Annotated in this window: 22 protein-coding genes, 7 tRNA genes and 1 pseudogene; 8 read left to right on the forward strand and 22 right to left on the reverse strand. The window is 51.4% G+C overall.

The annotated features are described in order from the left end of the window. Positions 1 to 34: 34 nt before the first annotated feature. Together CLC93_RS08000 and CLC93_RS08005 are read right to left on the reverse strand one after the other, a co-directional pair. On the reverse strand, positions 35 to 997 hold the full coding sequence (locus tag CLC93_RS08000) for a hypothetical protein (protein ID WP_141237366.1): 963 nt from the start codon (positions 995 to 997) through the stop codon (positions 35 to 37). A gap of 748 nt (positions 998 to 1,745) precedes the next feature. Continuing rightward, the gene (locus CLC93_RS08005) at positions 1,746 to 2,639 is read right to left on the reverse strand and encodes a LysR family transcriptional regulator (protein ID WP_169902899.1); all 894 of its coding nucleotides are present in this window, start codon (positions 2,637 to 2,639) and stop codon (positions 1,746 to 1,748) included. 172 nt (positions 2,640 to 2,811) lie between these two features. Between CLC93_RS08005 and CLC93_RS08010 the strand changes: the two genes are divergently transcribed. Beyond that, positions 2,812 to 3,882 (forward strand): linear amide C-N hydrolase, encoded by a 1,071-nt coding sequence (locus tag CLC93_RS08010; RefSeq protein WP_095505454.1) that lies wholly within the window; start codon positions 2,812 to 2,814, stop codon positions 3,880 to 3,882. Between the two features lie 84 nt (positions 3,883 to 3,966). Here CLC93_RS08010 and CLC93_RS08015 read toward each other — a convergent pair whose 3' ends face one another. The 9 genes from CLC93_RS08015 to hemA all read right to left on the reverse strand — a co-directional run bounded on the left by CLC93_RS08015 (position 3,967) and on the right by hemA (position 11,973). After that, positions 3,967 to 4,770, reverse strand: a complete 804-nt coding sequence (locus CLC93_RS08015) for an SDR family oxidoreductase (RefSeq protein ID WP_095505455.1) — start codon at positions 4,768 to 4,770, stop codon at positions 3,967 to 3,969. Between the two features lie 70 nt (positions 4,771 to 4,840). Beyond that, positions 4,841 to 5,053 carry a cysteine-rich CWC family protein gene (locus CLC93_RS17905; RefSeq protein ID WP_095505456.1) on the reverse strand — a complete coding sequence of 71 codons (213 nt, stop codon included), beginning with the start codon at positions 5,051 to 5,053 and terminating at the stop codon, positions 4,841 to 4,843. A gap of 187 nt (positions 5,054 to 5,240) precedes the next feature. After that, a complete protein-coding gene (kdsA, locus tag CLC93_RS08025) occupies positions 5,241 to 6,083 on the reverse strand; it encodes a 3-deoxy-8-phosphooctulonate synthase (RefSeq protein ID WP_095505457.1) in 843 nt (280 codons plus the stop codon). 15 nt (positions 6,084 to 6,098) lie between these two features. Continuing rightward, positions 6,099 to 7,370, reverse strand: a complete 1,272-nt coding sequence (locus CLC93_RS08030; protein WP_095505458.1) for a DUF819 family protein — start codon at positions 7,368 to 7,370, stop codon at positions 6,099 to 6,101. A gap of 45 nt (positions 7,371 to 7,415) precedes the next feature. Next, positions 7,416 to 8,210 (reverse strand): transglutaminase family protein, encoded by a 795-nt coding sequence (locus CLC93_RS08035; protein ID WP_095505459.1) that lies wholly within the window; start codon positions 8,208 to 8,210, stop codon positions 7,416 to 7,418. Between the two features lie 108 nt (positions 8,211 to 8,318). Further along, on the reverse strand, positions 8,319 to 8,714 hold the full coding sequence (locus tag CLC93_RS08040) for a SirB2 family protein (RefSeq protein ID WP_095505460.1): 396 nt from the start codon (positions 8,712 to 8,714) through the stop codon (positions 8,319 to 8,321). Positions 8,715 to 8,758: 44 nt separating this feature from the next. Further along, complete coding sequence (gene prmC / locus CLC93_RS08045) at positions 8,759 to 9,628, reverse strand: peptide chain release factor N(5)-glutamine methyltransferase (protein ID WP_095505461.1); 870 nt, start codon at positions 9,626 to 9,628, stop codon at positions 8,759 to 8,761. Further along, complete coding sequence (gene prfA, locus CLC93_RS08050; protein WP_095505462.1) at positions 9,615 to 10,706, reverse strand: peptide chain release factor 1; 1,092 nt, start codon at positions 10,704 to 10,706, stop codon at positions 9,615 to 9,617. The genes prmC and prfA overlap by 14 nt, the downstream gene beginning before the upstream one ends. A 16-nt stretch (positions 10,707 to 10,722) precedes the next feature. Continuing rightward, positions 10,723 to 11,973, reverse strand: a complete 1,251-nt coding sequence (gene hemA, locus CLC93_RS08055; protein WP_095505463.1) for a glutamyl-tRNA reductase — start codon at positions 11,971 to 11,973, stop codon at positions 10,723 to 10,725. A 126-nt stretch (positions 11,974 to 12,099) separates the two neighbouring features. Between hemA and lolB the strand changes: the two genes are divergently transcribed. The 4 genes from lolB to CLC93_RS08075 all read left to right on the forward strand — a co-directional run bounded on the left by lolB (position 12,100) and on the right by CLC93_RS08075 (position 16,114). Beyond that, positions 12,100 to 12,738 (forward strand): lipoprotein insertase outer membrane protein LolB, encoded by a 639-nt coding sequence (gene lolB / locus CLC93_RS08060; protein WP_095505464.1) that lies wholly within the window; start codon positions 12,100 to 12,102, stop codon positions 12,736 to 12,738. A 9-nt stretch (positions 12,739 to 12,747) separates the two neighbouring features. Continuing rightward, positions 12,748 to 13,614, forward strand: coding sequence for a 4-(cytidine 5'-diphospho)-2-C-methyl-D-erythritol kinase (gene ispE / locus CLC93_RS08065; RefSeq protein WP_095505736.1), 867 nt, complete (start codon positions 12,748 to 12,750; stop codon positions 13,612 to 13,614). Positions 13,615 to 13,700: 86 nt separating this feature from the next. Next, a complete protein-coding gene (locus CLC93_RS08070) occupies positions 13,701 to 14,648 on the forward strand; it encodes a ribose-phosphate pyrophosphokinase (protein WP_095505465.1) in 948 nt (315 codons plus the stop codon). Between the two features lie 143 nt (positions 14,649 to 14,791). Beyond that, positions 14,792 to 16,114, forward strand: coding sequence for a flippase (locus tag CLC93_RS08075; RefSeq protein WP_095505466.1), 1,323 nt, complete (start codon positions 14,792 to 14,794; stop codon positions 16,112 to 16,114). A 379-nt stretch (positions 16,115 to 16,493) separates the two neighbouring features. Here the strand turns inward: CLC93_RS08075 and CLC93_RS18020 are convergent. Next, a pseudogene (locus tag CLC93_RS18020) lies at positions 16,494 to 16,940 on the reverse strand (VOC family protein); the annotation flags it as partial. Between the two features lie 221 nt (positions 16,941 to 17,161). Here CLC93_RS18020 and ardA point away from each other — a divergent pair. Further along, positions 17,162 to 18,676 (forward strand): acrylate reductase flavoprotein subunit ArdA, encoded by a 1,515-nt coding sequence (gene ardA / locus CLC93_RS08085; protein WP_095505468.1) that lies wholly within the window; start codon positions 17,162 to 17,164, stop codon positions 18,674 to 18,676. 21 nt (positions 18,677 to 18,697) lie between these two features. Next, positions 18,698 to 19,084 (forward strand): cytochrome c3 family protein, encoded by a 387-nt coding sequence (locus CLC93_RS08090; RefSeq protein ID WP_095505469.1) that lies wholly within the window; start codon positions 18,698 to 18,700, stop codon positions 19,082 to 19,084. 106 nt (positions 19,085 to 19,190) lie between these two features. On the opposite strand, the gene CLC93_RS08095 is transcribed toward CLC93_RS08090, so the two are convergent. After that, complete coding sequence (locus CLC93_RS08095) at positions 19,191 to 20,048, reverse strand: LysR family transcriptional regulator (RefSeq protein ID WP_095505470.1); 858 nt, start codon at positions 20,046 to 20,048, stop codon at positions 19,191 to 19,193. A gap of 109 nt (positions 20,049 to 20,157) precedes the next feature. On the opposite strand from CLC93_RS08095, the gene CLC93_RS08100 reads away from it, so the two are divergent. Next, positions 20,158 to 20,805: a TetR/AcrR family transcriptional regulator gene (locus CLC93_RS08100; RefSeq protein ID WP_095505471.1), complete on the forward strand. Its 648-nt coding sequence runs from the start codon at positions 20,158 to 20,160 to the stop codon at positions 20,803 to 20,805. Here the strand turns inward: CLC93_RS08100 and CLC93_RS08105 are convergent. From CLC93_RS08105 to fdhF, 9 genes are all read right to left on the reverse strand, one after another. After that, positions 20,802 to 21,260, reverse strand: coding sequence for a GNAT family N-acetyltransferase (locus CLC93_RS08105; RefSeq protein ID WP_169902901.1), 459 nt, complete (start codon positions 21,258 to 21,260; stop codon positions 20,802 to 20,804). The two genes, CLC93_RS08100 and CLC93_RS08105, sit on opposite strands and share 4 nt — an antisense overlap. A gap of 111 nt (positions 21,261 to 21,371) precedes the next feature. Further along, positions 21,372 to 21,446: transfer RNA gene (locus CLC93_RS08110), tRNA-Gln, on the reverse strand. A 6-nt stretch (positions 21,447 to 21,452) separates the two neighbouring features. After that, positions 21,453 to 21,537: transfer RNA gene (locus CLC93_RS08115), tRNA-Leu, on the reverse strand. A gap of 28 nt (positions 21,538 to 21,565) precedes the next feature. Further along, a tRNA-Met gene (locus tag CLC93_RS08120) sits at positions 21,566 to 21,642 on the reverse strand. Positions 21,643 to 21,650: 8 nt separating this feature from the next. After that, positions 21,651 to 21,725: transfer RNA gene (locus tag CLC93_RS08125), tRNA-Gln, on the reverse strand. An 81-nt stretch (positions 21,726 to 21,806) separates the two neighbouring features. Further along, positions 21,807 to 21,881: transfer RNA gene (locus tag CLC93_RS08130), tRNA-Gln, on the reverse strand. Between the two features lie 6 nt (positions 21,882 to 21,887). Continuing rightward, positions 21,888 to 21,972: transfer RNA gene (locus CLC93_RS08135), tRNA-Leu, on the reverse strand. Positions 21,973 to 22,001: 29 nt separating this feature from the next. Then, a tRNA-Met gene (locus CLC93_RS08140) sits at positions 22,002 to 22,078 on the reverse strand. A 248-nt stretch (positions 22,079 to 22,326) separates the two neighbouring features. Further along, on the reverse strand, positions 22,327 to 26,517 hold the full coding sequence (gene fdhF / locus CLC93_RS08145; RefSeq protein WP_095505473.1) for a formate dehydrogenase subunit alpha: 4,191 nt from the start codon (positions 26,515 to 26,517) through the stop codon (positions 22,327 to 22,329). Positions 26,518 to 26,782: the final 265 nt, after the last annotated feature.

Below are 26,782 nucleotides of genomic sequence, written 5' to 3' on the forward strand. Positions count from 1 at the left end.
CAGCGAACAATGGCAGACCGCCATTACTGGCGGCCTAACTTCTACTTTTAACTTCGGTTAAAAATGGGAGGATTACCGTATCACTGATAGCTATTTTTTCTATATTTTCAATCAAACATGCTGATACCAGAGTAGTTGTTAGGTCTACGGTTGGGCCCCTAAGGGTAGCAACAGGAATTCCATCCATAAGCGAAGCACCTTCCTCTAGACGCAACGCTATGTTTAAGTCGCGAACGCCTCCTATGGTTGACTCGCCTTTATACACAGCCTTGAAAACTAACTTGTTTGAAGTATTGCCATAAGATTTAGTAATAAATGCTTCGAGCTGATTGTATTGCCAATTCAGCGTAATACCGCCGCCTGAACCCGAAATGTCCACACCAAAGCCATTTATTTTGGTGTCGGTATAAAACTGATTCCAGCTTTGGCTCCCAAGGCGCTGGACCAGAGAGTCTATTAGCTCCGCTCGGATATTTCGCTTAGCATTCTCGCTTGTAAAGTAATGAGATGGGTGGTCTTCGCAATTAGAGGTTACATTTGCCGTTGAGTATGTAACGTCAGGATTAGTAACATTAGAAGTACCAATTACGAAATTCGGCACTTCGTCTCTAAAGTCTGCGTCAATGTCGTAAAATTCAGAAAGCGCCTGTTGCTCTACAGAAGTAAGCGACAAGTTACTAGTTGTTGCATTCACTGCGTCTGTGTAAGGGTTATAGTTGGTCGCAGTCACTTTGAACTTATGAGCCGTCTCAGTAAGTGGGTTTGCGACGATGATTGTTCGATAGGTTGTGTTACACGCATAAGTAGTTACGCCAAATATTGGTTGACCACCGTTTGTATTTTGCATAGTACAGGATATTGGTGTGTACTCTTGCTTGGCTATATTTACGGCGTCATTGTAATCACATGTATCACATGAATAAGTATCAGTGAGCCCCGCAGAATAAGCCGAGAATGAGAGGAGAGAGAGAATCGAAAGGCATATGTTTCTAAGCATAACAAAATCCTTTCTAAGTTAATGGAGTAACCAAATAAAGTTCACGTTATGGGTTTTGTCAAAATTAATTAGCGCATTTTTTGTACAGCACTAAAAGTCCAGATTACTCGCTGTAACACATTGTTTTTTTCAAAGAGACTTTCTACTCAGCACATTCTACGAATGCCGCGATACAGCTTCCTCCTCTCGTTCAAACTCTCCTATCATTCCTGCCAGACCGTCGCGAAGCGACAGCCCCGCAGGGTTGCGGACTATCCGATTCATGATAGGTAGACGGCCGTAGGCAAAAGGTACCTGCAGTGCCTGTCGGTTGCCCCCTAGCGAAAGCTAGGAAATGAGCAACCTTCTCTAGAGCACCACGGGGTCCAGCTTGCTGGCCTGCAAGTGGGCACATTCTATTCACAGGAACTGTGAACGATATAAGTAAATAGTTGTGTATAGAAAAGAAGAATAATTTTGCAGCTTAAATCGGACTGTTAATTTGCACCGAAAAATGATCCACCATTTGCATTGAAAAGTGATCCAAACTTTCTAATCTTTTTGAGTGCATTTGACAGCAAGGTTCCGCAAAGCGACCGGCGGCTAAGGGCCAACTGAAGCCGGTGGCTACTCGCTGGATTCCCAGTCAAGCTGGGAATAACGTGCCTAGTCGGGCCAATGAGTGCTACTAGCCACTGGCTAGATTCTCACTTTCGTGAGAATGACGAGGGAACTGGGAATGATGAGGGAATTGGGAATGACGCGGGTGCTACCTATTCGGGCTCTCCAACTTACCCAACTCCTGAATCACAAAGTCCATCACCTCATGGCGTGGTTTAGCGGTTAACCAACAGATTTCGGTAGCCCACTGATTCGGCTTTTCCGTTGCGGTGGGAGAAAGGTAGATTTCATCCAGAGTGCCATTCTTAAAAGCTTCTCTGCACATAAAACCTGGGAGCATAGCCCACCCAGGTATTTGCTTTAGCAGATCTAGTGTGCTGTGCAGCGAGTTGCTATAAACCACTCTCGAACTCAAATTGTGAGTATCTTCTCGGCCGGTTTGCTTCATGAACAGCGCCGATATTTGTAGCTGACCGCGTATTTGAGTTAGGTCTATCAACTTCTTATTTAGCCCAAGCTCGGGCGATGCAGCGAAAACCACATCAAACGAGTACCCGTCGGCCAGAGTCAGTTCGTGATGGCCACTAAACAGGGCTACCCCAAAACCAATATCCGCTTGCTCGGTTAATACCTGGCTGCGCACTTGCATGGGATCCGTGCTCACGAGCTTTAGATCCAGAGTCGGATACTTCGTTAGCAACCTAGCACAAATCGCACCGATGTCAGGGCCCATTAGGTCGCTATCAACCGCAATGGTGAAGCTAGAAGGATGCCCTTCGATAATGCTGTTAGCCTTTACATCCAACAAATCGCACTCTCGAATCACCGACTGAGCGTAGCGATACATTTCTGAGGCCTGCGGAGTAATCTCCAGCGAGCGCGGCTTTCGCACAAACAGCTCCATGCCAAGCTCCGCCTCTAAATTGGCGATAAGTCCACTCACGGTAGAGGTGTGTTTGCCAAGTTTTATGCTGGCCTGCTTAAAGCTGCCCTTATCAACGGTTTCAACAAACGCCAACAACTGTTCAAGCGTAACAGCCATTCCCACTCTCCAGCTCATTCAAAGGTAATCGAGCTACTTTAGCATAAGAAAGGGAAAACACCGCTCTTGGCACATTTAAAGAACGCAATAAGCTGGTGCAAACTAGACCCATCAATCGAGGTGAACACTTCGACACACACTCAACCGACTATCCAACACAAGGGTACATCACATGAAAAACTTCAAACTGAACAAACTAGCCGTAGCCGCTCTTGCAGCAGCATCTATCGCATCAGTAGCAACCACTGCAAACGCCTGCTCACGCCTGATTATGGACGGTGGCGAAACTCACGGTGTTACCGTTGCACGTTCATTTGACTGGGGTGGTTCTGAACTACAATCTATCGCAAAAGCCTACCCAGTTGGCGCGGCTATCAAAGCTTACGATGTACCTGAGTACAAAAACCCTGCGTCATGGACGGTTAAACACCACACCGTAGACTATGTTGAAGTGGAAACTTTCCACGGCACCTCTGGTGAAGCCATCAACGACAAAGGTTTGGCAGCGTCACTGCTATATCAAGCGCCGTCGGTTGAGTTTGTAAAGGATGCAGCGGACAACGGTGCACCTGCGGTACACATGTCTCAAATCGTGACCTTCTTGGTGACTCAATTTGCCACTGTTGACGAAGCGGTTAAGGCCTTTGAAGCTGGTGAATTCCAAACTGCATGGAAAACCGGCATCGGCGGTCACCAGCACGGTTTCCACTTCTCTGTTCAAGACAAGTCTGGCGAAATCGCACTATTCCAGTTGAACGAAGGTGGCAAAATGGTTGTTCACCGCGGTGACATCAACAGCGACCTTCGCGTAATGGCTAACATGCCGCTACGTCAGGACATCTTGGCTCACGCTGAGAAATTCGACCTAGACAAAGCCGAGTCACTACCAAGCGATATTAGCTCTGCCTCTCGTTACCTGCGCGGTTACCACGTAACCACCCACGCTAAGCTAGACCCTAAAGCTGACTGGGTTGACACTCGCGGTAAAATGAAAGGTATCTTCGACTTCGGTAACAAGGTTCCACAAGACTTGATTGACCCAACTAACGATGAGTCATACGCCACTTGGGAAACCTTTATCTACAACCTAGAAACTGGTGACACTACCTACTACAACGAAGGTAACGGCTCACAGCTGAACATCAGCTTTGCAGACACCAAAGGCTTTACCACTACTATGTGTGCCGATATGTTCCAACAAGCACGCGCCGGTGAGAGCATCACTTGGAGTCAGTGTAAGTAACCGAAGGTTATGAAAATAAAAGCTCGAGCAGAGTAATTTGCTCGAGCTTTTTTGTTTATATCTGGCCCAAAGAACCAGAAAGCATCATTTCTTATTTGGTGAAGCAGCGCTTCCAGCCAAAATGCCACCATCAATATTCAACTCTATGCCTGTCACATATTTAGACTCATCAGAAGCTAGATAAAGTGCCGCATAAGCGACATCCATGGTGCTCCCCATAGTTCCCAAAGGTATATCCGCCGCAATCGCGTTTATGGCTTCTTCCTTTGCCTTGCCCTCACCGAGCATCGCGTCCCACATTGGTGTGAGAATTGCCCCAGGGTGAATAGAATTACATCGAATCTGATAGCCTTTTTCTGCGCAATATAGCGCAACAGTTTTCGAATGGTTTCTTACAGACGCCTTACTTGATGCATAAGCAGCCGCGCCTGGAATGCCGACAATTCCTGAGCGAGATGACAGATTGACAATGCTGCCAGCCTTGGACGATTTCATAAGCTTGATCGCCGTTCTGCAGCCAAGTGCAACACCTACAGAATTGACCTCGTGAACTTTCCTCCAGCTTTCAATATCAAAACTCTCGGGGTCGTGAGGGCCATTTGTTTCCAGAAAACCCGTGATACCAGCATTGTTGACCAAAATATCGAGACGACCATATTTAATTTGAATATGATTTTCAGCATCAGCCCAGTCCCGCTCGTCAGAAACGTCTAGGTGAAGGTACTCACTATTTTTCAGTACTCTTGACGCAACAGCTTGTCCTAAATCGTCTTGGATATCTGAAATGATGACTGTTGCACCTTCAGCCGCGAAAAGTTCAGCGGTAGCTTCGCCAATTCCTCTAGCTGCTCCCGTAATAAGGGCTATTTTGTTGTTTAGTCTTGGCACTGATTTCTCCTTCGCGCTTAAACCGAAACTGAGTCCATAAGTGAGATTAAATTCAACAGTTTACCCAGGTTCACTGGTACTTAAGCGCACAAGACCGACAAACACAAGCCTTGCCTCTTAGCTCTTGTGGAACTTGAGCCAGCAAAGTGTCGGTAAAAACAATTTTTGGGTCATTACACCAGCAAGGCTTGCCCTCTTGTTTCATCTGCACGCTGCCACAGGCGTTAGACTTTCCGCAGATTGGGCAGAGGTTATTGTCTGGGGTTAGCTTGGTTATCTTCATGATGATGGCTCGAGTTTGTTTGAGGCCAGAATAGCAAAAGGGATACCGTTTGCATCCTACTTGGATGGTTTGGGTATCCCTTTGGGACTTAGCAAGTGGCTGGATTCCCAATCAAGTTGGGAATGACGTGCAGTGCAGCCATGGGAATGACCAGCGAGGCACTGCGGACGAGGCGCCGGTGAGCTAACTAGTCGATCTGTAGATCCGGGAAGCTTTTCACCATATTATCCACCGCCAACATCTGACTCAGGTAAGCTTCTAGCTTATCCAAAGGCAATGCACACGGGCCATCGCACTTGGCTTGGCTTGGATCTGGGTGCGCTTCGATAAACAAACCGGCAATACCTAAAGCCATACCACTGCGAGCCAACTCAGTGGCTTGCTGGCGACGACCACCGGCACTGTCTTCGCGACCGCCTGGACGTTGTAGTGCATGAGTAGCGTCAAAGATCACCGGATAGCCCGAGCGCTTCATCTCGTCCATACCCAACATATCTACCACTAGGTTGTTGTAGCCAAAACAGCTGCCGCGCTCGCACAACATTACCTTGTCGTTACCGGCTTCGTTGAACTTCTTGATGATATGACGCATCTCGTGGGGTGCTAAGAACTGAGGTTTCTTAACGTTGATCACCGCTTGAGTCTCGGCCATAGCTACCACCAAATCGGTTTGGCGGGCCAAGAAGGCTGGCAGTTGAATCACATCAACCACTTCGGCCACAGGTGCCGCCTGATGTGGTTCATGAACGTCGGTGATAATTGGCACGTCGAACTGACTCTTGATCTCTTCAAAGATCTTAAGTCCTTGCTCCATACCAGGACCGCGGAACGAGTGCACCGACGAGCGGTTGGCTTTGTCGAATGACGCCTTAAATACGTACGGGATCCCCAGCTTGCTGGTCACTTCTACGTAGTGCTCGGCAATTTGCATCGCCAAGTCACGGGATTCTAGGACGTTCATTCCGCCAAACAGCACAAACGGCTTGTCGTTAGCGACGGAAATGCCATTCACATCAATGGTCTTTTGCATTGTTTACTATCTCTCTTAAGGGTTGACCATCTGCAGTAATTGACCGCAGAACCAGGCCGCATAAGTTCCTACACCATAGCCCAAAACCGCCAGTAGTACACCCACAGGGGCTAGCGCTGGGTGGAAGGCCGACGCCACGACTGGTGCAGAGGCAGCACCGCCGACGTTGGCTTGGCTACCCACTGCCATGTAGAACAGTGGTGCGCGAATTAACTTGGCCACAATCAGCATCAAGCTGGCGTGTACCAACATCCAAATCAGACCCACGATGAAGTAAATCGGGGCATCGACGATTTGGCTAACGTCCATGTGCAGGCCAATACTGGCCACCAAAATGTACAAGAAGGCCGAACCCACTTTTGAGGCGCCCGCCGCTTCCAGTTGACGCGCCTTAGTGAAGGACAAAATCAAACCCACGGTGGTCACAATCACCACCAGCCAGAAGAACTTAGAGGTCAGGCTGTACTGTGCGGTTTGTGGGTAATTTTCGCTAAAAAATGGACCTAAGAAATCGGCACCAATGTGAGCAAACCCAGTGATACCAAAGCCTACCGCGCAAATCAGCATCAAGTCGGTGAGATTGGGAATACGCGCATGCTTTGACTGATACTCCTCTACCTTGTCTTTCAAACGCTCAATCGCGCTGGTGTCAGCTCCGGTAGCCGTATCGATTTGCTTGGCGCGAGAGGCCAAGAACAACAGTACTGCCATCCAAATGTTGGCCACAATAACGTCTACTGTGACCATCACAGAGAAGATGCCACCACCCACATCGTAGATTTCTTTCATCGAGGCCTGGTTAGCACCACCGCCAATCCAACTACCAGCAAGAGTTGTCATACCGCGCCATACCGCATCAGGACCATTGCCGCCCACCAACTCAGGGGCAATTGCTGAAAGCGCCAGCAAGGCGATAGGCCCACCAAGAACAATACCCAGAGTACCGGTTAAGAACATGATTACCGCTTTGGAGCCTAGGCCAATGATGGCTTTCAGATCCACGCTTAAAATCAGCAGCACCAAACAAGCCGGTAGCAAGTAGCGCGACGCCACGTAGTACACCTGGGAGGCATTGCCATCGACAATGTTAAAGGTGTTCAGCAGGGATGGTAGGAAGTAGCACAGCAACAGCGCTGGCACAAAACGATAGAACTTTTGCCAAAACGGGTGTTGGCTTTGATGGGTGTAAAACACCGCGCCCAGCATAATCGCCAGTAAGCCCAACACAGTTGCGTCATTGGTAATCAACGCCGTGCTTTGCGCGGCGTCAGCAGCCGAAACGGCCATGGTCACATCCTTATTTTTATAATTATTGGTTAGCCAGTTTCTGGCTTAGTGGTAAACCGCGTCGTCTTGTTTGAGTTCGCGAATTTGCATCTTCATCAAATCCAACATGGGGTCCTTGGGGCGACTGTCCACGAAGGCTTGTAAATCTTGAGCGGCAGCTTTGCTGGCACCGAGTTGTTGCGCCATGTAGGCACGCTCGCGCAAGTACTGCACTTGCTTAGGGTAGCGAGCCAGTAACCAGTTTAAGCAAATCAACGCCTTGCCAAACTGCTGCTCGACCACGAACCCAGCTTTAATTTCGTTGAGCAAACGGGTCGCAATTCGCTCGTCTTTGGCCGGCTGTAAGTGCTTGGGCTTGAGTTGCGCCTGATTCCCCAGTTCGCCACGAACAAAGGCGTGGATCTGCTCTCGGGCCATGTACTCGCCGGTCAGTGCGTCAATATACAGCGGCTTGTCGTTGTCCATGTAGCGCAATACGCAATGGCTAGGCAGCAGCAGAATATCGAGGTTGAGGCTAATTTCACTGGCGAGGTAGCGCAACAACAGCGCCAAACTGGTGGCGTTGCCCTGACGGGAAATAAGGGTCGCACCTAAGTCGGCGCTGGCGGCGGTAAAGTAGCGCTCGCGCGCAGCGCCAAAGCCCTGCAAGTGATAAAACCAGTTCAGCAGCGCATCTAATCGCTGCCGATGTCGAATCAGATACTGACCCAATACCGCGCCTTGTAGCTCGATCAGTTTCCAGTGACTGGTTTGCTTTGAAGAAAGCTCCAATTGTTGACCCAGCTCTAATAGGCCCTCGGCCGAATCCAAGCTGAAATCAAACTGCCAATTGTGGTGCATGTTCGCCTTTCTAAATTCTTTTGCTATGAAGCCACTTATTTACAACTGCTTACGCTGAAGCAACTAGCCCCAGCGTCTCTCGTGGCACGCCAAATTTGTCCTGTCAGATTAACCGAGCAGTAGGGCCTGCTTGGTCATCGCTAGGTGCGAGGCATACAGAACCCAAGCAATTGCACCGACGCCGGCAAAAATCTTAAACCCAGCACCACGTTGCGATTTCATCGCAATCACGGCCAGTGCAATGTAGGCCACGATAGCGATTAGCTTTTCAGCTAACCAAGGACTGTTACCAGGCGTGAAACCCAACGCCATCGCCAGCGCGAAGCCGCTTAGCAACAGAAAGGTATCAATCACATGCGGAGAAATTCGCGCCCATTTTTGTTGGCCTATCGGCATGGCGCGCAGGTTCCACACTAAACGCGTGATAAAAAACAGTACGCTGATGGCAATCAGAGTGGTGTGTAAGTGCTTTAATTCTACGTAATATGCTGCAAGTGATTGCATAACCTGTCCTTGTTAAAAGCTCGTTTGTGCGAGTTGACGGGTTATCATACCCCAGCGTCGTTGCCCGGCCAAACACCGAACGAAAATCTGGGTTGTCCCGCAAGATCTCGGCCAAAGTCGACATCTTGATAACCTAACTCGCGAAGATAATTACAAGTAGTTGGCGCTTGCTCGAATCCGTGCTCCATCATCAAGATGCCACCAGGTTTTAGGTACTGCCTGGCTTGCTCGGCGATATCAAACAGGTCGCGATAGCCTTGTTGCTTGGCCACCAGCGCTGAATCCGGCTCAAAGCGCACATCCCCTTGGGATAAGTGCGGGTCGTCACCATCGATATACGGTGGGTTACTCACCACAAGATCAAAGCACGGCTTTTGGGGCAAAGGCTCAAACCAACTGCCCAGCAAACATTGAACTCGTTCTAACCCTAGGCGCTCGGCGTTGGCTTTAGCCACTTCAAGGGCACCAGCGCTGGCATCCACCGCGCTGACTTGCCAGTTGGGGTTTTCATAGGCTAGCGCCAACGCAATCGCGCCACTGCCAGTGCCTAAATCCACCACACGAGCGTCATCCGCTAGACCAAGACCTAACGCCGCTTCCACCAAGGCTTCGGTATCCGGACGCGGGATCAGCACTTGCGGCGATACCGCCAATGGCAAGGACCAAAACTCGCGAGTACCGGTCAGGTAAGCCACCGGCTCCCCTTGAGCGCGTCGCTCAACCAGCTCGGCGTAGGCCGCTTGCTGGGTTTCATCGAGCGCGGCTTCGGGCCAGGTAAATAGGTAACTGCGAGGCTTGTCGAGCAGATGCAACAACAGCACCTCGGCGTCTAGTTTGGCCGAGTCGCTGTGTTGAAGTTGGGGAGTGGCCCACGCCAAGGCGTCGGCCAAAGTGGCAAGCTTAGCTTTGCTCATCAGCCAGCGCAGCCAGCATGTCTGCTTGGTGTTCTTGCTGAATCGGTTGGATCAGCGCGCCGAGGTCCCCTTCCATCACCTCGTTAAGGCGATACAGGGTCAGGTTGATGCGGTGGTCTGATACGCGACCTTGAGGGTAGTTGTAGGTACGAATTCGCTCTGAGCGGTCGCCGCTACCCACCAGGTTACGACGGGTCGACTCTTCTTCAAGGCGACGCTTTTCGTCTTCCGCTGCTTGAATACGCGCCGACAGCACGCTCATCGCTTTGGCTTTGTTCTTGTGCTGCGAACGTTCGTCCTGACACTCAACCACGGTATTGGTTGGCAAGTGAGTAATACGAATCGCCGAGTCGGTTTTGTTGACGTGCTGACCACCAGCACCCGAGGCGCGGAAGGTATCAATTTTCAAGTCCGACGGATTAATCTCGATCGCTTCGGCTTCTGGCACTTCAGGCATCACCGCCACGGTACAAGCTGAGGTATGCACACGACCTTGCGATTCGGTCTCTGGTACACGCTGCACACGGTGACCGCCCGACTCGAACTTCATCTCGCCGTAAACGCCTTCACCGTTGATCTTGGCAATGACTTCTTTAAAGCCGCCGTGCTCACCGATGTTTGAGCTCATCATCTCTAGACGCCACCCCTTGGTCTCGGCGTAGCGCGAGTACAAACGGAACAGGTCACCGGCAAAAATCGCCGCTTCATCGCCACCGGCACCGGCGCGAATTTCCACAAAGCAGTTGTTGTCGTCGTTGGGATCTTTTGGCAGAAGCAGAATCTGCAACTCGTCTTCGAGCTCCTCAAGCGCCGCTTTGGTTTCTTTGAGCTCTTGCTGCGCCATTTCTTTGAGGTCCGGGTCGTCCTCTTCGAGCATCTCTTGGGCAGTCTCTAAGTCTTCCAAGCCTTGTTGGTAGCTCAAAAAGGCTTTCACCACGCTTTCTAGCTGGGAGTATTCTTTGGAGAGGGCGCGAAATTTGTCCTGATCACTGATAGTGTCAGGATCGCCAAGGAGCGCTTGAACTTCTTCATAGCGCTCCTGCAAACCTTCGAGTTTGCGAAGTACGGATTCCTTCATCGGAATGAATTAACCTTTAGTCTTTGTCGATCCCTAAGGTTAGACGCAATTGGCGTAAAGCCTCAAGATCGCCATTGCGGGACGCCTCGGTCAAGGCTTGCGTTGGCGAGTGGATCAAGCGGTTTGTCAGTTTGTTGGCTAATTCTACAAGAACTTTGTCCGCATCCATACCCTGCTCGAGACGATTTTTGGCACGTTCTACCAATTCGTCCTTCACAACGTTGGCATTTGAGCGGTATTCACGGATGTGATCCACCGACTCAAGTTGCTTCAACCAAGACATAAATTGCTGTGCTTGGTCGCGCGCAATGGCTTCGGCTTGCTGGGCCGCTTCCTGACGTGAGGCAATGTTTTGCTCAACAATGCTCTGCAGGTCGTCCACTGTGTACAAGAAGGCATCGTCTAAGTCGGCCACTTCCGCTTCAATGTCACGAGGAACTGCGATGTCCACTAGCAACATAGGGCGGTGGCGACGCTGACGCAGCGCATTCTCAACCATACCTTTACCCAAGATAGGCAGAGGGCTGGCAGTTGAAGAAATCACAATATCCGCGTTGGGCAGATACTCTGGAATGGCTTCTAGAGTCACGGCTTCGGCGTTGAACTCATTGGCCACCGCCTGTGCGCGAGACACGGTACGGTTAGCTACCACAACGTTCTCTACGCCATTTTCTTTTAAGTGACGTGCCACAAGCTCAACCGTCTCACCTGCGCCTACCAACAAGACGTTGGTCTTCGCCAGTGACGAGAAGATGTGCTTGGCCATGTTTACCGCGGCAAAGGCCACGGAAACCGCTGAGGCGCCAATTTCGGTCTCAGTGCGGACTTTCTTAGCCACAGAGAAGGTGCGTTGGAACAGCTTATCCAAAGTGGCGGCCATGGTGCCGGCGTCTTTGGCGGTGCCAAAGGCTTGCTTAATTTGGCCCAAAATCTGGGGCTCGCCCAATACCAATGAGTCCAATCCACAAGATACGCGCATCAAGTGTTGAACGGCCTCGAGTCCTTCGTGGCGGTATAGGCAAGGTTCTAATTCTTCGCGGGGCAAACCCTGGTAGGTTTCCAACCAGTCGATCAACTGCTCCATCTCGGCGGTATTGGTGTACAGCTCGGTACGGTTGCAGGTCGATAGGATTACCGCTTCGCCGGTTTTGCTTTGTCCAGCCAAACTCTTCAGGGCATCAGCGATTTTGTCTGGACCAAAGGCCAGCTTCTCGCGCAATGCCACTGTGGCTGTTTTATGGTTAATACCGATTGCGATTAGGCTCATTCGTTACCTGGCGTCGATTGCTTATTGCTTTATCTGCGGCTAATTCTAACCACTGCCCCAAATGAAAAAAAGCAGACACTTAACAAAACCTGACAGAGGTTCAACTTTTGCCGATTAAGCCGTATCATGTTGCCTGTGTACTCTCTCAACCTGGCTAGCCCCTTGATCCAGTTCTCATTGGCACGCTTAACCACTGTACTAATTAGTCTTTTCTTGCTTGGCGCCTGTGCCTCGGCGCCAAAAGTTTACCAAGTGGACGACGCCGCCAAAGTTCCTGATTGGCAACTTAATGGTCGCATCGCCGTTTTCACTCCCAAAGATAAGTTTAGCGCAAACCTGTTTTGGAACCATCGCCCACCAAATCAGCAACTTAAACTTACCACAGCCTTGGGTATCACTGTGATGAGCCTGGATGCTGACAAGAACGGCGCACGCTTAAAAGTGGACGGCAAAGAGTATCGCGACAAAGATCCGCAGGCGCTTATCGCTCAAGTGACTCAATTGCCCTTGCCACTGTCGGCATTGAGCCAATGGGTAAAAGGTGAAACCGTCGACGGCGATATTGTTCTGGCGATAGATGAGCAAAATCGCCCCAAGATAGTGCAACGCCGCTTTGACAACGGCCAATTGTGGCAAGCCGAGTATCAAAGCTGGCAGACCCTATCCGGTGCCACAGTACCACGCATGATTCGGATTCAGCACAAAGACGTGCGCATTAAACTTCAAATTAACCAATGGCTGGCATTATCGCCGCCCAGCAATTAAAGCATGACCATGTCTCATCCAATTTCTCGCGGCTGGCCAGCGCCGGCCAAACTCAACTTATTCCTGCACATCAATGGCCGTCGCGATGACGGATATCACGAGCTGCAGACCTTATTTCAAATATTGAGTTTTGGCGACAGCTTAGATTTTCGAGTTCGCAGTGATGGCGAGATTCAATTGCATAGTGAGCTTGAAGGTGTCGACCCGGAGCAAAATCTGATTGTGCGCGCTGCGCGTATTTTGCAACAGCACGGCCAAACCCCACTGGGGGCGGATATTTGGCTCGACAAGCGACTGCCTATGGGCGGTGGCTTAGGCGGTGGTAGCTCGGATGCTGCTACCACGCTTGTGGCGCTTAACGCCCTTTGGGGTCTGAACATCAACCAAGACGTGATGGCAGATTTAGGATTGCAGCTAGGCGCCGATGTCCCTGTGTTTGTGCGCGGGCAATCGGCCTACGCCGAAGGGGTTGGCGAGCGTCTGCAAAGCGTCACCCTAGACGAGCCGTATGTTCTGGTGCTGCACCCTGAGGTCGAGGTGAGTACCGCCGCTGTATTTACCCATCCCGACTTACCTCGTGACACTCCCAAAATTCAAGGACAGCCAGAGCATTGGGTGAATTACCGCAACGATTGTGAGGCATTGGTGTGCGAACTGTATCCGCAAGTTGCCAAGGCATTAAGCTGGCTGGTAAAATACGCGCCGTCTCGAATGACCGGAACTGGCGCTTGTCTGTTCGGGGTGTTCGATAATGAGTCGCAAGCCCTGGCTGCGCTACAAGAAAAAAGCAAAGAATTTCATGGCTTTGTTGCCAAAGCCTGTAACCGCTCTACGCTTCTCGAGCGTTTAGAACGGTTCGAACAAGGCGAGCATTAACGGCTCGACTCAATACGCCAAGACCAATTTGGTCTGACTGGCCGACCCGTTCGGCCCACAATTTGCCACTGCCCGAGGTTTATACCGTGCCTGACATTAAGTTGTTTGCTGGAAACGCTACTCCTGATCTTGCCCAAAAAATCGCCGACCGTCTTTTTTGCAAACTAGGTGACTGTGAAGTTGGTCGCTTTAGCGATGGTGAGATTAGTGTTCAGATTAACGAAAACGTACGTGGTGCTGATGTATTCATCATTCAGTCTACCTGCGCGCCAACCAACGATAATCTAGTGGAACTGATTGTGATGGTCGACGCTCTACGTCGCGCATCTGCAGGCCGTATCACTGCCGTAATCCCTTACTTCGGTTACGCTCGTCAAGACCGTCGTGTTCGTTCAGCTCGTGTGCCAATTACCGCTAAGGTAGTGGCTGACTTCCTATCAAGCGTTGGTGTTGACCGCGTTCTGACCTGTGACTTGCACGCTGAGCAAATCCAAGGCTTCTTCGACGTACCAGTAGACAACGTATTCGGAAGCCCTGTGCTACTTGAAGACATGCTGGCTAAAGAGCTGCCAAACCCAGTGGTTGTATCTCCAGACATCGGCGGTGTTGTACGTGCTCGCGCGGTTGCCAAACTACTGCACGACACTGACTTGGCCATCATCGATAAGCGTCGTCCAAAAGCCAACGTATCTCAGGTGATGCACATCATTGGTGACGTTGAAGGTCGCGACTGCATCATCGTTGATGACATGATCGACACCGGTGGCACTCTGTGTAAAGCCGCCGAAGCGCTAAAAGAGCACGGTGCTAACCGCGTATTCGCCTACGCCACGCACCCTGTATTCTCTGGCAACGCGCCGCAAAACATTCGCGAATCAGTAATCGACGAAGTTATCGTTACCGACACGATTCCTCTGAGCGATGAAATCGCTGCGATTGGCAAAGTCTCTCAGTTGACTCTATCAACCATGCTGGCCGAAGCGATTCGCCGCGTGAGCAATGAAGAGTCTATCTCTGCGATGTTCCAGCACTAAGCTGACATCCCGTTGAAAAAGAGCCGGCAATTGCCGGCTTTTTTGTTGAATAAAATTTCAGTTAGATTGGCGTCGATGGCAGTTGTGAGCTTTACTGAATGAAGTAAAACACGATAATTAAATCAGCCCGTTACGGGAATTAGATGAAAGCGCTGATCAACATCGGCTGGCTCTATTTGGACAGGATTCTAGGGCTTACAGTCGGGATTATTTCAAACGCCATTGTGGCGCGTTACCTCGGGCCTGAGCAATACGGCACTATCGCCTACTTGCTAGCGCTTGCCAGCTTTCTGTTGCCCTTTGTCACCTTGGGTTCTGACACCATCATCTACGATTGCGTAGCCCGCAGAAACCCCAAAATTCTAGTCAATGCCGCCTTTTATTTGCGGGTGATTTGCGCGGCGAGTTTGGCCTTAGCCGCATGGCTATACCTGGCCGTTGGCGATTACAGCGACGAATACACTTACCTTGCGATGGCCTTGATAGCCTCAGTGCTGATCAACGGCTGTGACATTCTCAAAGTGTACTTCGACGCCGGCCATCGTTCTAAAATCAACTCACTGGCGGCATTCAAAGCGGCATTTATCACTCTGCTGGCCAAGATTACCGCGGTGTGGCTTAAGCTAGGCCTGCTCTATTTCGGTTTGGCCTATTTGCTCCAAGCGCTGTTGGTGTGGGTGTTTAAGTACCCCAAAGTCGCCCCTATGCCCTTCCCTAAAATGCGCTATTTGCGCTGGCGTTTGGTGCGAGTACTGCTAAGCCGAGGTGGCTATTTGGCCTTCTCTGCCCTGTCCATCATTTTGTACACAGCGATGGATAGAGTGATGCTTGGCCAACTGCTTGGGGATCAGGCGGTTGGACTATACGCAGCGGCGTTGCACATTTCGATTGGTTGGCTGTTTATTCCTGGGGCCATTACCTTGACCCTGATGAAAAAGGTGTCCCAAAGTAAGCAATCGATGGAGCACCACGACACCATTAAACACCTTTTCAGCATGGTATGGGGTGTGGCAATCGCGGTGGGATTAATGGTGTATCTGCTGAGCGACTGGATTATCGCTATCATCTTTGGCGAGCAGTTTGCCGTATCGGCGCAGATTTTACAGGTCTATGTGTTCGGTTCGATTTTTGCCGCGATTGGCGCGGCTAGCTACCGAGTATTGGTGGTTCATGGGCTATACAAATTCTGTCTGGCTAAAACCTTAATTGCAGCTGTGATGAATTTGGGACTGAACTTATGGCTGATCCCCAAGTATGGAGTGCTAGGAGCGGCTTACGCGACCATTATTTCGGAAATGACGGTATCGCTTTGGTTAAACGCCTGGGTTAGCGCAATACCTGTGTTTCGCTTGCAGTGCCGTGCGCTGCTTGGTCTACCGAAATTCGCTGTGCAACAGGGTCGTTTGGCTTGGCGGATTGCTCGCTCGTCGCAGGATAAGAGTGAATCACAAACAAAGAGCCAGTAACGTCTCTCAGAAGCACTTGATGGTTATCAGCACGCTCCCACTTTAGCTCTTCTGCACCCAACTGTAGCGCCATACGACGAGTTGTCTGCACGTCTTCCACTTGAATGAACACTGCCCAATTATCTGCCAGGTAAAGGTTACTAGTCTCTTCGACCTCGAGTTGCGTTTGAGTGCCGTGATGCAAGCTCACCGCTGCCGAATCCGGCTGCTGTAATTCGATTTGGTAAGCCAATAAGTCTTGCAGGAAATCTAGGGTAGCGACTACGTTGTCGCTCCAGATCATACTTTGCCAAGCGTGAACATTGTCCTGCTCAGATTTATCGCGCATGTAAGGCTGAGCTTCGCCAATGGCAAACGCTGCCAGTTCTGGATCCGCCAAAATCGCCACTCGACCGCGATGAGGAATGTCCACTGGCGCCATGATTTGCGAGCCACCTTGGCGTTCAGCAAGCTCAGCGATTTCGTCAACATCGTCTACGGCAAGGGTTGGCAACCAATAAGAGCGTGCGCCTACTTTGCCGAGCTCTTCGATACCGCCAATCTCGCGTCCATTGGCTTTGATGATCGCGTAGCCCTTCATTTCTTCTTCAAACTGCCAGCCAAACAGCTTGGCGTAAAACGCTTGAGTCTTAGCCATATTTGGTGTCGCTAAATCATGCCAAATGACATCGCCAGTTTGCGCCCAATTGGCAGCCTGCTTGTCGGCACTATCCGATTGGCATGCCGCCAATACAAAGCCAAACAAAACAATAGAGATGGTGTTCAATAAAACGCGCATGAGACAAAACTCTGACATGGATGAATGCTGCCATGTTAGAGTCATCATCCGCTTGCGTATGTGTGAATCCCCTTGTGAATTGCGTGGTTAATCCTGAATTAGCGATTGCTGCAGCACTTTGGAAATCGTTCCAATTCTAAACAATGGCGTACCTAAAAGTTCGACACATTGTTCCACCTATTCGCCACAAGCTTTCTAGCGCTTCTCAGTTTGGAATCAATTCCATCCCTAGTATGACCCCTGTTAATTCACTAAACAGGGCTGAAATCATGACACACAGCAAGTTAATGGGACGCCGAAACTTTATCAAAGGCATGGCGGCTGCGTCCGCTGCCGTAGCAACACCGGCCTTAGCACTATCCGAGCCAGCTAAAGGCATTAAATGGGACAAGCAAGTCGATATCGCCATCATTGGCTCTGGCTTTGCCGGTCTGGCCGCCGCTATTGAAGCCAAGCGCTTGGGCGGTAACAACATCGAAATCTTTGAAAAAATGGCCGTGTATGGCGGCAACTCTGCCATCAACGGCGGCTTGTTCGCCGCGCCTAATACTCCGCTGCAAGCCAAAGAAGGCCGCAAAGACTCGCCAGACACCATGGTGGCAGACCAGCTCAAAGCCGGTCGCGGTATTGCCGATGAGAAGATTCTGCGTCACGTGGCTGAGCATGCCATGGAAGCGCTGCAAATGACTTTAGACGCTGGTGCTGAGTACCACCCGTACTTGCAACAGCTCGGCGGCCACTCTGTGCCTCGTACTTACCAAACCACGGTTAGCTGTGGTGGTGGCATCACTCAGCCTCTGTTGAAAGAGTGTAAGAAGTTGGGCGTTACCCTGTCTAACCGCACTAAGTTCGAAGGCTTCTTGCTGGATGAGCAAGGCGGCGTTGAAGGTATCAAAGTTCGCCGCGGTTACTACTTTGGCAAGGAAGATGGCGGCAATTTGGAGCACATCAAAGTTGGCAAAGGTGTGATTGTTGCCACTGGCGGCTTTGCCCAGAACATCAACTTGCGTATGGCTCAAGACCCAACTTTGACCTCTGAAGTGGGTTGCACCAATGCCAAGGGTGCTACCGGTGAGGCGATGCTAGAAATGTTCCGCGTCGGCGCAGTTCCTGTGCACATGGCTCACATTCAATCTGGCCCGTGGGCGTCACCGGATGAAGGTGGCTTTGGTTACGTGTCTAACTACTCGATTTACAACTTCCCTCACTCGATTGCGGTGGACCGTCGTACCGGTTTGCGCTTTATGGATGAGATTGCCGACCGTAAGACTCGTGCCGATGCTCAACTTGAGCGCCGCGACGAGCAAGGCAATCCCAACCCACCACTGATGATCACCAGCTACAAGCAATCCAAGCAACACCCGACCGCCAAGAAAGTACTCAAGTACGGCGTTGGCTGGAAGTTTGACAGCGTTGAAGCATTAGCTGAGCACTTTGGTGTGCCACTTGCGCCACTTAAGCAACAAATTGAAGAGTACAACGGTTACGTGAAAACCGGGGTCGATAAGCAGTTTGGCAAAAACATGGCCAAGGCCAAGGGCAAGTATCTAGAAGCCCCATTCACCGTGGTTCGCTTGTGGCCAAAAGTGCACTACTGCCAAGGCGGCGTGCAAATCAACCCAAGAGCCGAGGTGCTCAACAGCATGACTGGCAAGCCGATTAGCAAGCTATTTGCGGCAGGCGAAGTGACAGGTGGTACCCATGGTGTGAGTCGCTTAGGTAGCTGCTCTATCCCTGAGTGCATGGTGATGGGTATGACAGCTGCACGCACCATTCTGGCTTAATCGAATTCGGGAGAACAACTGATGAAAACGCAAATCACTTTGGCGGCTCTTTTATCCTTTGCCTTGAGCGCAGGGGCAGCATACGCCGGCGATACCTTGGTCGACCAAGGCCAGGTGGATGGTCGTACTTACCACCAAAAGATGTACGACAAGCAAAACTGTAAAACCTGCCACGGGGTTAAAGCACCTACGAGCTATCCTGCTGACGACGCCTGTGTTAAGTGCCACAAGGTAGACAAGCTGGCCGCCAAGACAGAGCGCCAAGGCGACGAAAAGCTGCAAAACCCGCACGACAACCTACACTACGGCAAAGACGTGCCTTGTGTTGAATGTCATGGCGAGCACACCAGCAAAGAGCCATTGTGTAGCGATTGCCACACCTTCGACTACCCCAAATTTAAGAAGTAGTCAGCCCAAAAGAGCGCAGGGATGCGCTTTTCCAGAGCACATCCTGCAAGTACAAAAAATCCGGCTATTAACGCCGGATTTTTCATGCCTATTGCTCAACCAATTGTCAGTGACATAGAGACTGCTTGCTCGACATGAGCAGGTGAATCAGTTGCTCTTGGGCGTGACACTGACTCGCCGGATTAACGTAAATCGACTCGTTAAACTCAGGCAACTCAGGCAAGCCGTGCTCATTTGCATCTAATACCTGCATTTTGTCATTGATGCGAAACTCAGCAATGGGCGCCACGGCCAGGTCATTTTCCACCGCCATGCACAGCGCCTGTGGCGAGGGTGACGACATCAAGACTCGTAACGGCTTGTGCGCCAACGACTGATTGGCAAACACTTGCACGCGAATTGGACAGTTTTCAGGGTACAGCACCACGGGCAAATGCTCGAGCTGTAGCACCTTGCTGTTTTTGGCCGAGACCCATTGAAAGCGGCGCGTAAATAGCAACTCGCCGTTGTCAGGCTCGCGCCAATGAGTCGCTACCGCCACGTCCAGATCGCCGTTGTCGATCTTTTTGAGCAAATTACCGCTAACGTCGGTTTCAAGCACCAAATCGATGTCGGTGAACTCGCGAATAAACTCGAGTAAGCAAGAATCTAAGTAGTGATTCACGTAGTCGGTGGGCACCCCTAAACGAATACGAGTGGACTCTGGCGCACCGTTTAGGTCATCTAGCGCATCTTGATTAAGTTGAACCAACTTGTATGCGTATTCCAGCAAAGTACTGCCCGCAGGCGTCACAGTAACACCCGCGTGGTTTCGCTCCAGCAGAGTTTGACCTACGCTGGCTTCGAGCTTTTTGATTTGTAAACTGATTGCCGACTGGCTGCGGCAAACTTGTTCAGCAGCCTTTGAAACATTACCTGTTTCGCATACCGCGATGAAGCTTTGGAGAAGTTCGAGTTTTAGCATAGCTATTGCCTTAACTAATAACCTCATCATTATTACTCAATTCTGAGTAGGCAATAAGCTTGGTACTCTGTATTTGTGAGCTAACTAGCATTGAGGGTGACAGACTATCATGGCAACTCGACAGCAACGCGAAATATACCTTGCAAAAACCGCCAGAGGCCTGCTGCGCGGGCAATCCAGCTTCAACATTCACCGCTGTGATTTAGTGGAAGCCAGCGGCATATCCCGTGGCACGATTTACAATCACTTCCCCAGCGAAGAAGCCTTGATGGTGGCGGTCGCCAACGAAGAGCTAAGAGAATGTCTGGCCAATCTAGAGGTGCTCAACCGCGTTGACGTACCGCCTTTGTTTCGATTCATCATGCACCACTACTGGTACCTGTACGATATGCAGCAGCAAAAGAAGTTTGCCGCCGCCAAGTTGATGGTCAACGAAGAGATTTTAGCGAGCGCATGTCCATCCACCACTAAAGATTATCGCAAGCTACGCCACGAATACGACCAGTGGAACTTGGCTCAACTAGCCGGTTTTGACCTCAACCATGGCTACAATCGCGTCGAGTTGCTGACCAACTACCTGCTGGGATGTCGGATTAACTGTGTCGACTACCCTCGCCCGCTGGACAACGCCAAAGCGTTTGAACAATTTGGCTACGCCATTGCTCAATTGTTGGCCTGCGCCAATCGTCCTCTACCTAAGTGGAGCGACTTCGAAGCGTTTGTCGAGCAATGGCGTGAGCCTGCAAAAGCGGCTTAAGCTTCAAGCTCTATCGCCATCAGGGGCAATTTGCGCCCCTGTGGTAGTGACGCCCGTTCCCCTACTTTGACAGCGCCCATGCGCAGATAAAAGTCTTCTGCGTTAGGATCAGCCGCCAGTACCAAACGAGTTGCCGTCATTTTTGTCGCCTGCTCGCAAGCAAACCTCAGCAGCGCTGCGCCTATGCCCTGGCGCATGTGGTTTGGCTCCACCCAACAATCGCATAACTCGATCTGCCCCAACTCATCGACCTCGGTCAAAGCAACCACACCAACCAGCTCATTTTGTCTCGATGCGACCCACAAGCGCTGCTGTTCAAGCCGCTGCGCAGTCACTTCGAGCTCTGGCATCCACTGGGCTATCCAGGCCTTGGGGTAACCCCAATGAGATTTCGCCGCCAGTATGATGGCGTTGATGGTGTCCAGCTCATGAGTCTGAGGGAGTCGAATATGCACAGGGATACCAAATTTGGTGAATGAACCCCTGACTCTAGCAGAAATGGAAAAAGTCATGGGGTTGCGTGCAGGCATAAAAAAACCACCCAGAAGGGTGGTTTTCTTAACTTGTGGCTGGGGTAATAGGATTTGAACCTATGAATGCCGAGATCAAAACCCGGTGCCTTACCGCTTGGCGATACCCCAAGTAAATGGTGCGGGAGGAGAGACTTGAACTCTCACACCTTGCGGCGCCAGAACCTAAATCTGGTGCGTCTACCAATTCCGCCACTCCCGCACTGCTCTGTTTTACATCCTAGCATAGATGGTGGCTATGGCGGGACTTGAACCTGCGACCCCAGCATTATGAGTGCTGTGCTCTAACCAGCTGAGCTACATAGCCATTTGAAATGGCTGGGGTAATAGGATTTGAACCTATGAATGCCGAGATCAAAACCCGGTGCCTTACCGCTTGGCGATACCCCAGTTGTTCGTTTTGAGCATTGGGGTTTCTTGCCCGCTCACATGTTAACGCTTTCGCATTAACCGATGCCTAAGCATCAAATTTGGCTGGGGTAATAGGATTTGAACCTATGAATGCCGAGATCAAAACCCGGTGCCTTACCGCTTGGCGATACCCCAAAAAAGTGGTGCGGGAGGAGAGACTTGAACTCTCACACCTTGCGGCGCCAGAACCTAAATCTGGTGCGTCTACCAATTCCGCCACTCCCGCACTGTTGTTTATTTTACATCTAAACGAGATGGTGGCTATGGCGGGACTTGAACCTGCGACCCCAGCATTATGAGTGCTGTGCTCTAACCAGCTGAGCTACATAGCCGTCGACATTTCTGTCTGCTCCTCGTTGGGAGCGGGGCGTATTATGCTAATTCGACATGACAAGGTCAACGCTTTTTTTCGCGAATTTTTGTCGAATCGCTCCAATCGAACTCTTTTTAATCAATCCTAGATAAATAAAGTGGCTAAGCCCCTGCTATCACTGGCAAAAGCCAATGGTGCAGGGATTTGAAAGAATTTTCTTCGATTTTTAGCCGCTAACTCTCCGCTAACCGAAACTGGTCAATTCGCTTACAAAGGTTCGATTCGCACCGAGCTCACTTTGAACTCAGGGATCTTAGCCACGGGGTCCACTTCTGCATGGGTCAGCGCATTTGCCGCAGCCTCAACGAAGTGAAATGGTACAAACACCACCCCAGGCTGAGCCCGCTTGGTCACAAACGCCTTGGTCTCGATAGCGCCGCGACGACTCACCAGACGAACCGACTGACTGTTTTTAAGGCCCAAACGCTCAGCGTCTTGTACCGATACCATCACTTGCGCCTGCGCCAACTGATCTAACCCTTCTGTCTTGCGCGTCATGGTACCTGTGTGGAACTGCTGCAACTGTCTGTGAGTCGATAAGACCAGCGGGTACTCCTCACAAGGCAGCTCGGCCGGCAAACGGTAATTCACTGGGTGGAGCTTGGCTTTCCCGCGCACAACCCCGCCCACATGCAATATCGGAGTGCCGGGGTGCTGCGCGTCTGGACAAGGCCACTGAATGCCTTTCTGACTATCACCCCCCTCGCGTAGACGCTGCCATTCAATACCGCGGTAGCTTGGCGTTACTTGATTGATCTCAGACCAGATTTGGCGCTCGTCGGCGTAGCGCCAATCAGCGCCCAAACCATTGGCAATCAATTGTACGATCTGCCAATCCGGTAAAGCACTACCCGGCGCTTTAACGGCGGCGGATAGTGGCTGTACTCTGCGCTCAGTATTAGTCACATGGCCGCATTTCTCAGCAAAGGCATAGGCCGGCAGCACGATATCCGCCATTTGCGCGGTTTCGGTGAGGAAGATGTCCTGCACAATCAGCAGCTCAGCCTTTTGCAGCGCTTCGATAACGTGCGCTTGGTCGGGGTCTGACAGCACAGGATTCTCGCCCATGACGTACAGGCCTTTCACCTCGCCCTTGGCCAAGGCTGGAATGACTTCGGTCACGGTAAGCCCTGGCTTATCGTCTAGCTGACAGTCCCACAGGGCCTCAAACTTAGCTTTAATGTCTGGATTATTGACCTTCTGATAACCGGGGTAATAGTCAGGCAAGCCACCCACATCGCATGCACCTTGCACGTTAGACTGACCGCGCAGTGGCAAAATGCCACTGCCAGAGCGGCCGATATTTCCGGTTAAGATAGCCAGATTCGCCAGACTCAATACATTGTCGTGACCTGTGGTGTGCTGGGTTATTCCCATGGCGTACACCAGCATGACTCGCTCTGAGCGCTCAAACTCATCGGCCAAGGCGGTAAGTTGCTCAAGGCTCAAACCCGTGTCTTTGGCCACCACATCCAGTGAATAGGCGTCACTGGTGAGCTCCGCCAAGGTCGCTTGCAAGCCTTCGGCCTTACTATCCAGATAGTCCTGATCCAGCGCATTGCGCTTGATCAACTCCTGCATCAGGCCATTGAGTAACAATACATCTGAGCCTGGCGCGTGACGCAGGCTCAAGTGAGCATCCAACATAATGTCGACGTTTTTCGGATCGGCAACCACTAGGCGAGTGTTGTGACGGCGCACTGCCTCGCGGATCTTGGCGGCAATAATTGGATGCGCCACCGTAGTGTCTGAGCCAATCACAAATACCAAATCGGCATTCACTATGTCGGCAATGTCATTGGTCATCGCGCCACTGCCCAGACTGTCGTACAAGCCAGAGACTGTGCTGGCATGGCACAAGCGCGCACAATGGTCGATGTTGTTGCTGCCCAAAACGCTGCGCACTAGCTTTTGAATCAGATAATTGTCTTCATTGGTGGCTTTTGCTGAGGCAAACGCCGCCAAAGCGCGACCGCCGTGTTTGGCTTTGAGATCGGCCAAACCTTGGCTTGCGGCATTAATGGCCTCACCCCAAGACACGGGCACCAACTCGCCGTCCTTACGTATCAGCGGGTGGGTTAAACGCTGGTCACTGCCGACAAAATCAAAACCGTAGCGTCCTTTGACACACAGGCTATGACCATTGACGCCTTTATCTTCAACGCCGTGCACCTGAATGATTTGATTGGTGTGCTGGTCAACTTCCAATTCGATGCGACAACCCACACCACAGTAGCTGCAGACGGTTTCGGCCTTGTTTGGTGTCGGTGTCAGGCCTTGGCGTTTGTGCCGTGAGGCAACTAAAGCGCCGGTCGGACACACCTGAACACAGGTACCGCACTGCACACAGTCAGAATCCGCCATGCTGGCCGAGAAACCCGCTCTTGGTGCAAAGCGTTGGCCGCCATCGGGATCGGCGTTGAAACTACCAGCTTCAAAGCTGATGGCTTGGTGCCCGGCTTGGCCATGACAAGCCTGCACACAAGCGCCACAACTGATGCAACGGTTGGCATCGAACTCGATAAATGGCGCGCTGTCGTCTTTGACGTGCTGACGGGCCTCTTGTACCTCTAGGGTCTGCCAGTCCACTTGGTGCGAAGTAGCATAGTCGCGCAGCGAACACTCGCGGTTGACTTGGCAGGCGCACTCAAGACAGCGTTTAGCCTCGGCCATCGCGGTGTCGTCACTAAAGCCCAGCTCCACTTCGTTAAAGCTGGCCAAACGTTGACCAAGTTCTAGGTGCGGCATCTTGATGCGCGACTCAACAGCAGTACCGGCGTAAATTTCAGTGCTCAAGTCTTTTAACTTACGGGCTTTGCGACTGTTGTATGGACGGCGATACAGCTCGCAGCTCAACCCCTGAGTCAGATAGCGGTCAATTGCATCCGCCGCCACGCGCCCATCAGCCACAGCTTCTACCGCGGTGGAAGGGCCGCGACGAGAGTCACCAATTACAAACAGCTTTTCGACGCCCGATGACATGGTCTGCTCGCAGCCAATGAAGGTTTGCCAACGGCTTAGTGACAACTCGCCTTGAGTCAGGTGGTGACCTGGCTGGTACAGAAAATCTAGGTCCGTTTGCTGGGATACCGCCGCAATCACGGTATCGAATTCTTGAGTAAACTCTTCGCCAGTCGCTTTTGGCGAGCGACGACCCGAGGCGTCCGGTTCCCCGAGCGCCATCACCTCAAAGGTCACCTGAGATACTCGACCGTTGGCGTCAGCTTGGTTTTTCAGCGGGTTGGTCAGGAAGTGGAAATTCACTCCTTCTTGCTCCGCTTCTTCAATTTCGTAGGGTTCGGCTGGCATCGAGGCCTTATCGCGGCGATAGATCAAGGTGACCTCAGCGCCTTCACGCACCGCAGTACGAGCACAGTCGATAGCCGTGTTACCGCCACCGATGACCGCCACTTTACGGCCAACCGAGAGTTTTGACTGCTGAGCGCGGTCGCGCAGATAGTCGACTCCTAAGTAGCAACCGGCCAGATCGCTGCCCGGGTAATCAAGCGGTACCGCTTTTTGGGCACCTACGGCTAAGCACACCGCATCGTATTCTTCGACTAATTCGTTGAGGTTGCGCTCTTGGCCCACGCGAGTATTGGTATGAATTTTCATGCCGTTGCGACACATCAACTCGATCTCTTTGTCGAGGATGTCCTTAGGCAGACGATACTCAGGAATACCATAGCGCAGCCAGCCACCGGCTTTCGGCATAGACTCAATAATGTCGACGCGATAGCCTTGGTTCGACAGGTAATAACCGGCTGTCAATCCGGCGGGGCCCGAACCGACAATCATCACAGAACGGCCATTGTCTGGTGCTTTCGGTGGCACATAAGCCTCAAGGGCGTTTAAGTCGATATCGGCGGCGTGGCGTTTGAGTTGGCGAATAGCCACCGGCTCGTCCACTGCGCCACGGCGACATTCGGCTTCACAAAATGCCGGACATACTCGACCAATCGACAGTGGCATTGGCAGAGTTTGCTTGATGACTTTGACCGCCTGTTGGTGATCGCCACGAGCGATGTGGTGCAGATAAGATTGCACGTCGACCCCAGCGGGACAGGCGCTTTGACATGGCGCCTCACAGTCGGCGAAATGGTCACTGAGCACCTGCTCCAGAATTTGTTTGCGTTGTGCCTGCAAAGCCGTGGTTTGGCTGTTCACGACCATTCCGTCCTCGGCTAAGGTTCGGCAGGCCAATACCGACTTGGTTTCGCCCTGATGAGTCAGGTCGACTTGGGTGAGCTGGCAAACGTGGGGATTGGCGTGTTCGAGCTGGTCTAACTGGTGTTCACACAAGTGTGGCAACTCGACATTATGTCGCTTAGCCACCGCCAGAATCGACTGTCCTGGCTCGATTGAACACTGCTGGCCATTAATTTGAATCTGCGCCATTAAAAACCCCTTAACAACTGTTGGGAAACTGACAAACAGCGCATTCTAGCAAGCTTCGCGGCGCGGATTGTGTGCCAGCCGAGGGCAGATAGCACTTAAATGATCTCGATCAGGGTTTTTGTTACTGATTCGACCAGTTTTGCCCAGTTTGCAACTCGCATGGATCACTCTGATAACCGGATTTTCACTTCGATTTGAGCTAGCTCAGCTATTTGCGGATAGTGCTTGCCTGAGAATTAGCAGATCACGAATAATCGACCATCCC

The organism is Paraferrimonas sedimenticola, from assembly GCF_002282855.1.
Lineage (GTDB): Bacteria > Pseudomonadota > Gammaproteobacteria > Enterobacterales > Shewanellaceae > Paraferrimonas > Paraferrimonas sedimenticola.